Genomic DNA, 8,279 nt, shown 5'->3' on the forward strand with positions numbered 1-8,279 from the left:
AAAGGAGAGAACGCTCCTTGTTTGAATTCAATACATTTGATTCAATTAAAATTGGGCTGGCTTCACCAGAAAAAATCAGACAATGGTCTAAAGGAGAAGTAAAAAAACCTGAGACAATAAATTATAGAACATTGAAACCTGAGAAGGAAGGACTTTTTTGTGAAAAGATATTTGGACCTACAAAGGACTGGGAGTGCCATTGTGGGAAATATAAGAGAGTAAGGTATAAAGGTGTAGTATGTGATAGATGTGGGGTAGAAGTTACAAAATCCAAAGTTCGTAGAGAACGACTGGGACATATAGAATTAGCAGCTCCTGTGTCACATATATGGTATTTCAAAGGTATTCCAAGTAGGATGGGACTTCTAATGGATATGTCTCCGAGATCATTAGAAAAAGTTTTGTATTTTGCATCATATGTAGTTATAGATGGAGGAGATACTTCTTTATATGAAAAACAACTTTTAACTGAAACAGAATATAGAGAAGCCTATGAAAAATATCACAATAAATTTAAAGCGATGATGGGTGCAGAAGCCATAAAGGCATTGTTAGAGAAAATAGATTTAGATAAAGAGTCTAAAGAACTAAGACAACAGTTAAAAGATTCATCGGGTCAAAAGAAAATAAGAATAACCAGAAGACTAGAAGTTGTAGAGGCTTTTAGAAAGTCTGGAAATAGACCTGAATGGATGATATTAGATGTTATCCCAGTAATTCCTCCAGATCTTAGACCGATGGTACAGTTAGACGGAGGAAGGTTTGCTACATCTGATTTAAATGATTTATATAGAAGGGTAATAAATAGAAATAATAGACTTAAAAGACTGTTAGATTTGGGAGCACCAGATATTATTGTTAGAAATGAGAAGAGAATGCTTCAAGAAGCAGTAGATGCTCTTATAGATAATGGAAGACGTGGAAGACCTGTAACGGGACCAGGGAATAGACCTTTAAAATCTTTGTCAGATATGCTTAAGGGTAAGCAAGGAAGATTTAGACAGAACTTACTTGGTAAGAGGGTAGATTATTCAGGACGTTCAGTAATCGTAGTTGGTCCAGAGTTAAAATTCTATCAATGTGGAATACCAAAGAAAATGGCTCTTGAGTTATTTAAACCATTTGTAATGAAAAAGTTAGTAGAAGAAGGTCATGCTCATAATATAAAATCTGCTAAAAGAATGGTTGAAAGGGTAAAACCACAAGTATGGGATGTTCTAGACTCTGTAATAAAAGACCATCCAGTACTTTTAAACAGAGCTCCAACTCTTCATAGATTAGGAATTCAGGCATTTGAACCTGTTTTAGTTGAGGGAAAGGCCATTAAGTTACATCCTTTAGTATGTACAGCATATAATGCTGACTTTGATGGTGACCAAATGGCAGTACACGTACCTTTATCTACGGAGGCACAGGCAGAAGCAAGACTTTTAATGCTATCTACAAATAATATTCTTGCACCAAAAGATGGTAAACCAATTACCACTCCAACACAGGATATGGTTTTAGGAGCCTATTATCTATCCGTAGAATCTCCTGATGAACCTGGAGAGGGTATGATATTTAAAGATTTTGATGAAATGCTACATGCTTATTATAATGGATCCGTAGGATTACATGCTAGAGTAAAGGTAAGAATGAGACTAGATGAATCTGACACAGGAAAATTAGTTGAATCTACAGTAGGTAGATTTATATTAAACGAACATCTGCCACAGGATTTGGGATTTGTAGATAGAACTGTAGATAAGTATTCACTAGAAGTTGATATGCTTGTAAATAAAAAAGCATTAGGAAATATTATAGAAAAATGCTTTAGAAAGCATGGAAATGCAGTTACTGCAACTGTACTTGATCATATTAAAGAAACAGGCTTCCACTATTCAACAATAGGAGCGATATCTATTTCCATGGGAGATATATTTGTTCCTGAATCAAAACCTGAACTTCTAGCAAAAGCTCAAGAAGAAGTAGATAAATTTGAAAGATCTTATCGTAGAGGTCTTATATCAGATGAAGAAAGATATGAAAAAGTTATAGAAATTTGGAACAGAACTACTGACGATCTAACTGATAGATTGATGGACGGACTAGATCCGATGAATAATATTTATATCATGTCTCTATCAGGTGCTAGAGGTAGTGTAAACCAAATTAGGCAGCTTGCAGGCATGAGGGGACTTATGGCATCTGCATCAGGTAGAACCATTGAGATACCTATTAAGGCTAACTTTAGAGAAGGACTTAGTGTATTGGAATTCTTCGTTTCAACCCATGGTTCTAGAAAAGGGTTAGCAGATACAGCCCTTAGAACTGCAGACTCAGGATATTTAACTAGAAGATTAGTTGACGTAAGTCAGGATGTTATAGTAAGAGAGGTTGATTGTAAAACTGATGAATATCTGTTAGTTAGACCTTTTAAAGATGGAAGAGAAGTAATTGAAGAGTTACATGATAGAATTGATGGCAGATATGCTTTTGAAGATATAGTTAACCCCGAAACAGGAGAAATCATAGTAAAAGAAAATGAAATGATTTCAGGTATCCAAGCAGAATTAATTGAAAAAGTTGGGATAACAGAAGTTAAGGTTCGATCCGTATTGGGATGTAATGCTAAATATGGAGTATGTGCTCATTGTTATGGCAGAAATTTAGCAACAGGAGATGAAGTAAATATCGGAGAGGCTGTTGGAATCATTGCAGCTCAGTCAATTGGGGAGCCGGGTACACAGCTTACAATGCGTACATTCCATACAGGAGGAGTCGCAGGAGCAGATATTACTCAAGGTTTGCCTAGAGTTGAAGAGTTATTCGAGGCAAGAAAGCCAAAGGGGCTTGCTGTAATTGCAGAAAATTCCGGGGTAGTTAGTATAGAGGAAAGTAAAAGGAAAAAAGAAGTAATTATTACTTCATCCAATGGGGAATCTATGAACTACAATATAGTCTATGGATCTAGATTAAAAGTAAGGGCTGGAGATATTGTTGAAGCAGGAGATGAACTAACTGATGGTTCAGTAAATCCTCATGATATCCTTAAGATTAAAGGAATACAAGGAGTCCAAAATTATCTAGTTAAAGAGGTTCAGAGAGTTTATAGGTTGCAAGGTGTAGATATTAACGATAAACATATTGAAGTAATTGTTAAACAAATGCTAGCTAAGGTAAAAGTAGAAGAGGCAGGAGATACCCATATGTTACCTGGTTCTTTAGTGAACTCTTATGAATTTGAAGAAAATAATAGAATAGCTATCCAACAAGGATTAGAACCAGCAGTAGGAAGAAAAACTTTATTGGGTATTACGAAGGCTTCATTAGCTACTGATTCATTCTTATCGGCAGCTTCATTCCAGGAGACAACAAGAGTATTGACACAAGCTGCAATTGAAGGTAAAGAAGATTTTCTTCTAGGACTTAAGGAGAATGTTATTATTGGAAAACTTATCCCAGCGGGAACTGGAATGAAGAGATATAGAAATATAGAAATTTCTGGAGATGAAAATATTCAAATTTTAGAAGAATTAAATGTTGACAGTGAAAATAACTGATGATAAAATGTATTAGTGTGTAAACTTAGAAAGTACTCTGGATGACATAAAGATTATGTGGAATTTAGTTCCACATAATCTTTAAAGTGTTTAAAGGAGGAGAAGATTTTATGCTGTCAAAACTCAATGGAACCAACAAAATTGTTGGTGCTAAGCAAGTAAAACGAGCTTTAAATTCACAAGAAGTTGAAGCAGTTTTTATTGCTAATGATGCAGATAATAAAGTTATAAATGAGATTAAGGAAATTTGCATTAGCAAGCAGATTCAAGTTATTTATGTAGATAACATGAAAAAGTTAGGTGATGCATGTGGCATTGATGTTAATGCGGCAACTGCTGCATTATTAAAATAATATATAAAAAATAGAAGGAGGTGCCTTGATGCCAACCATTAACCAATTAATTAGAAAGGGCAGAGATAAAGTTGTTTACAAATCAAAATCGCCTGCTCTAGGAGTGAATTTAAATACTTTAAAAAAGAAGGAAACTGAAGTTAATTCACCTCAAAAAAGAGGAGTATGTGTTGCTGTTAGAACAGTTACACCTAAGAAACCTAACTCAGCTTTGAGAAAGGTTGCAAGGGTAAGACTTACTAATGGTGAAGAAGTTGCAGCGTATATTCCAGGGATTGGACACAACCTACAAGAACACAGTGTTGTTCTAATAAGAGGTGGAAGAGTTAAAGACCTTCCAGGTGTTAGATACCATATTGTTAGAGGTACCTTGGATGCTTCTGGCGTTGACAAAAGAATGCAAAGTAGATCTAAATATGGAGCTAAGAAGCCAAAGGCAAAGAAATAATAGTGCTTAAAATGCAGGATTAATAATCCCTTTATATATATGCATTTTGGCGCGGTACGGCAATATATTTGTCGAGTACCAATGAATCAACTCTATATAGTTAAGGAGGGAAGTAAAGTGCCAAGAAAAGGACATGTGCCAAAAAGAGAAGTTATGCCAGATCCTATTTACAATGATTTGGTTGTAACTAAATTAATTAATGGAATTATGTTAGATGGTAAAAAAGGAATTGCTCAAAATATAGTTTATGGAGCTTTTAGCTACATTGGAGAAAAAACAAATGAAGATCCATTAGAAGTATTCTATAAAGCTATGAATAATATCATGCCTGTACTTGAAGTAAAGGCAAGACGTATTGGTGGAGCAACTTACCAAGTACCAATAGAAGTAAGAACAGATAGAAGAGAAACTCTTGGTCTTAGATGGTTGGTAGACTATTCAAGAAAAAGAGGAGAAAAAACTATGGTTGAAAAATTAGCAAAAGAAATCTTAGACGCTTCAAATGGTATGGGAGCAAGCGTTAAGAAAAGAGAAGATACTCACAAGATGGCTGAAGCTAATAAAGCTTTCGCACACTACAGATGGTAGTATATCGTTTTTAATGTGTGGAGGGGGACCAAGAATCAAGAAGAAGGAGGAAAAATTGTGCCAAGACAAATTTCATTGGAAAAAACTAGAAATATCGGCATAATGGCTCATATTGATGCAGGAAAAACAACCACCACAGAGAGAATTTTGTTTTACACTGGTAAGATACACAAAGTAGGAGAGACCCATGAGGGCGGTGCCCAAATGGATTGGATGGAGCAAGAGCAAGAAAGAGGTATAACAATTACTTCCGCTGCAACTACATGTATGTGGAGAGAACATAGAATTAACGTTATTGATACACCAGGACACGTGGATTTCACTGTAGAAGTAGAAAGATCATTACGTATCCTTGATGGAGCTGTAGCATTATTCTGTGCTAAAGGTGGAGTAGAACCTCAATCTGAAACTGTATGGAGGCAAGCAGATAAATATCATGTACCTAGATTAGCATTTGTTAACAAGATGGATATTTTTGGAGCAGACTTCTTTAGGGCAGTAGGAATGATTAAAGATAGACTTAAAGCCAATCCAGTACCTATACAATTACCAATTGGAAAAGAAGATAGCTTTCTAGGAGTAGTTGACTTAGTTAATATGAATGCTAGAATTTATCATGATGATTTAGGTGAAAAGTATGAAATAACTGAAATACCATCTGATATGTTAGATTTAGCCAAAGAATATAGAGAAAATTTACTTGAGAATATAGCTGAACACGATGAAGAATTAATGATGAAGTATTTAGAAGGTGAAGAAATAACTACAGAAGAACTGATGAGAGGTATTAGAACAGCAGCTAACAAAGTAGCAATAACACCTGTTTTATGTGGTTCTTCTTATAGAAATAGGGGAGTACAACCGCTATTAGATGCTATAATTGATTATTTACCTTCTCCATTAGACATACCTGCAGTAAAAGGTATGGGATTAAATTCAGATGAAGAAGAAGAAAGAATAGCATCAGATAACGAACCATTTTCTGCATTAGCATTTAAAATAGTATCAGATCCTTTCATAGGAAAACTTGCATATTTTAGAGTATATTCGGGTAGCCTTAAATCAGGTAGTTATGTACAAAACACTAGTAAAGGCAAGAGAGAAAGAATAGGTAGAATATTACTTATGCATGCTAATAAAAGAGAAGAAGTTGATGAAGTATTTGCGGGAGATATAGCAGCAGCTGTAGGGTTAAAAGATACTTCTACGGGGGATACTTTATCCGATGATGCACATCCAATAGTTTTAGAAACTATGGAATTCCCAGAACCAGTTATTCACGTAGCTATAGAACCGAAAACAAAAGCATCTCAAGATAAGATGGCTACTGCCTTAGCAAAATTAGCTGAGGAGGACCCAACATTTAAGACTTATACTGATGAAGAAACAGGTCAAACAATAATTGCGGGAATGGGTGAACTTCACCTAGAGATAATTGTTGATAGACTTCTTAGAGAATTCAAAGTTGAGGCAAATGTTGGTAGCCCACAGGTAGCATATAAAGAATCTATCCAAGCTCCTGCAGAAGCAGAAGGTAAATATGTAAGACAATCTGGTGGTCGTGGACAATACGGTCACGTAAAATTAAAAGTAGAACCTCAAGAACCAGGTGCAGGTTACGAATTCGTAAACGCTATAGTAGGAGGAGTAGTCCCTAGGGAATATATCGGAGCTATAGATAATGGAATTCAAGAAGCGCTAGAATCAGGTGTTCTTGGAGGATATCCAGTGTTAGATATAAAAGTTACTCTTTATGATGGATCATACCATGATGTAGACTCTTCAGAAATGGCATTTAAAATAGCGGGATCTATGGGTGTTAGAGAAGCTATTTCAAAAGCTAAACCAACGTTACTTGAACCGATGATGAGGGTAGAAGTAATAGTGCCTGAAGAATACATGGGTGATGTTATAGGAGATATAAACTCCAGAAGAGGTAGAATAGAAGGAATGGAATTAAGAAGTGGTGCCCAAGTGATTAGAGGTTTCGTACCACTATCAGAAATGTTTGGGTATGCAACAGACCTTCGTTCTAATACTCAAGGTAGAGGAGTATATTCTATGCAATTTGATCACTATGAACCAGTGCCAAATAGTATTGCAGAGAAAATTACAGGTAAGAAATAATCTATAATTAAGGAGGAATATTGAAATGGCAAAAGCAAAATTTGAAAGAACTAAACCCCACGTAAACATAGGGACAATAGGACACGTAGACCATGGTAAAACAACATTAACAGCAGCTATTACAATGGTATTAAACAAAAGATTTGGCTCAGGAGAAGCAATAAGCTATGACAACATAGATAAAGCACCAGAAGAAAGAGAAAGAGGAATAACAATTTCCACATCTCACGTAGAATATGAAACACCAAATCGTCACTATGCACACGTAGACTGCCCAGGCCATGCTGACTATGTAAAGAACATGATTACAGGAGCAGCACAAATGGACGGAGCAATTTTAGTAGTATCAGCAGCAGATGGTCCAATGCCGCAAACAAGAGAGCATATACTATTATCAAGAAACGTAGGAGTACCAAAGATAGTAGTATTCTTAAACAAACAAGACATGGTAGATGATGAAGAACTAATCGAGTTAGTAGAGATGGAAGTAAGAGAATTACTATCCGAATATGACTTCGATGGAGATGGTACACCAATCGTAGTAGGTTCAGCATTAAAAGCAATAGAAGAACCAGACGGACCATGGGGAGATAAAATAGTTAAACTAATGGAAGAAGTAGATGCATACGTTCCACAACCAGAAAGAGATACAGACAAACCATTCTTAATGCCAGTAGAAGACGTATTCTCAATAACAGGAAGAGGAACAGTAGCAACAGGAAGAGTAGAAAGAGGAGTAGTAAAAACAGGAGACAACGTAGAAATCGTTGGGTTAGCAGAAGAAGCAAGAACAGTAGTAGTAACAGGAGTAGAAATGTTTAGAAAACTACTAGACGAAGCACAAGCAGGAGATAATATAGGAGCACTTCTAAGAGGAGTTCAAAGAAACGAAATCGAAAGAGGTCAAGTACTAGCAAAACCAAAATCAATAAATCCACATATAAAATTTGAATCAGAAGTATACGTACTATCTAAAGAAGAGGGTGGAAGACATACACCATTCTTTAATGGATATAGACCACAATTCTACTTTAGAACAACAGATGTAACAGGAGATATCAAATTAGAAGAAGGCGTAGAGATGGTAATGCCAGGAGACAACTCAAAGTTTACTATAGAATTAATAACACCAATAGCTATAGAAGAAGGGCTAAGATTCTCAATTCGTGAAGGTGGAAGAACAGTAGGATCTGGAGTTGTAACTAAAGTTCTTGAATA

At 35.7% G+C, this 8,279-nt stretch carries 6 protein-coding genes; all 6 read left to right on the top strand.

Translation table 11 applies throughout. The features are described from left to right. Positions 1-17 precede the first annotated feature (17 nt). The gene (gene rpoC / locus RDK80_RS05845) at positions 18-3,545 is read left to right on the top strand and encodes a DNA-directed RNA polymerase subunit beta' (protein WP_308523746.1); all 3,528 of its coding nucleotides are present in this window, start codon (positions 18-20) and stop codon (positions 3,543-3,545) included. Positions 3,546-3,655: 110 nt separating this feature from the next. Next, a complete protein-coding gene (locus tag RDK80_RS05850) occupies positions 3,656-3,898 on the top strand; it encodes a ribosomal L7Ae/L30e/S12e/Gadd45 family protein (RefSeq protein WP_094904398.1) in 243 nt (80 codons plus the stop codon). A gap of 28 nt (positions 3,899-3,926) precedes the next feature. Next, complete coding sequence (gene rpsL / locus RDK80_RS05855) at positions 3,927-4,346, top strand: 30S ribosomal protein S12 (RefSeq protein ID WP_094904397.1); 420 nt, start codon at positions 3,927-3,929, stop codon at positions 4,344-4,346. A 117-nt stretch (positions 4,347-4,463) separates the two neighbouring features. After that, entirely contained in the window at positions 4,464-4,934 is a 471-nt protein-coding gene (rpsG, locus tag RDK80_RS05860) for a 30S ribosomal protein S7 (protein ID WP_094904396.1), read from the top strand. Positions 4,935-4,991: 57 nt separating this feature from the next. Beyond that, on the top strand, positions 4,992-7,061 hold the full coding sequence (fusA, locus tag RDK80_RS05865) for an elongation factor G (RefSeq protein ID WP_216557403.1): 2,070 nt from the start codon (positions 4,992-4,994) through the stop codon (positions 7,059-7,061). Between the two features lie 25 nt (positions 7,062-7,086). Then, positions 7,087-8,279 (top strand): elongation factor Tu (gene tuf / locus RDK80_RS05870; RefSeq protein WP_094904515.1); only part of this gene is annotated, 1,193 nt, incomplete at its 3' end.

The organism is uncultured Tissierella sp. (assembly GCF_902479755.1).
GTDB classification, from domain to species: domain Bacteria; phylum Bacillota; class Clostridia; order Tissierellales; family Tissierellaceae; genus Tissierella; species Tissierella carlieri.

Excerpts from the sequence above, each read along its gene's own strand:
- RDK80_RS05850 (WP_094904398.1), top strand. The coding sequence starts at position 3,656 with ATGCTGTCAAAACTCAATGGAACCAACAAAATTGTTGGTGCTAAGCAA.
- rpsL (WP_094904397.1), top strand. The coding sequence starts at position 3,927 with ATGCCAACCATTAACCAATTAATTAGAAAGGGCAGAGATAAAGTTGTT.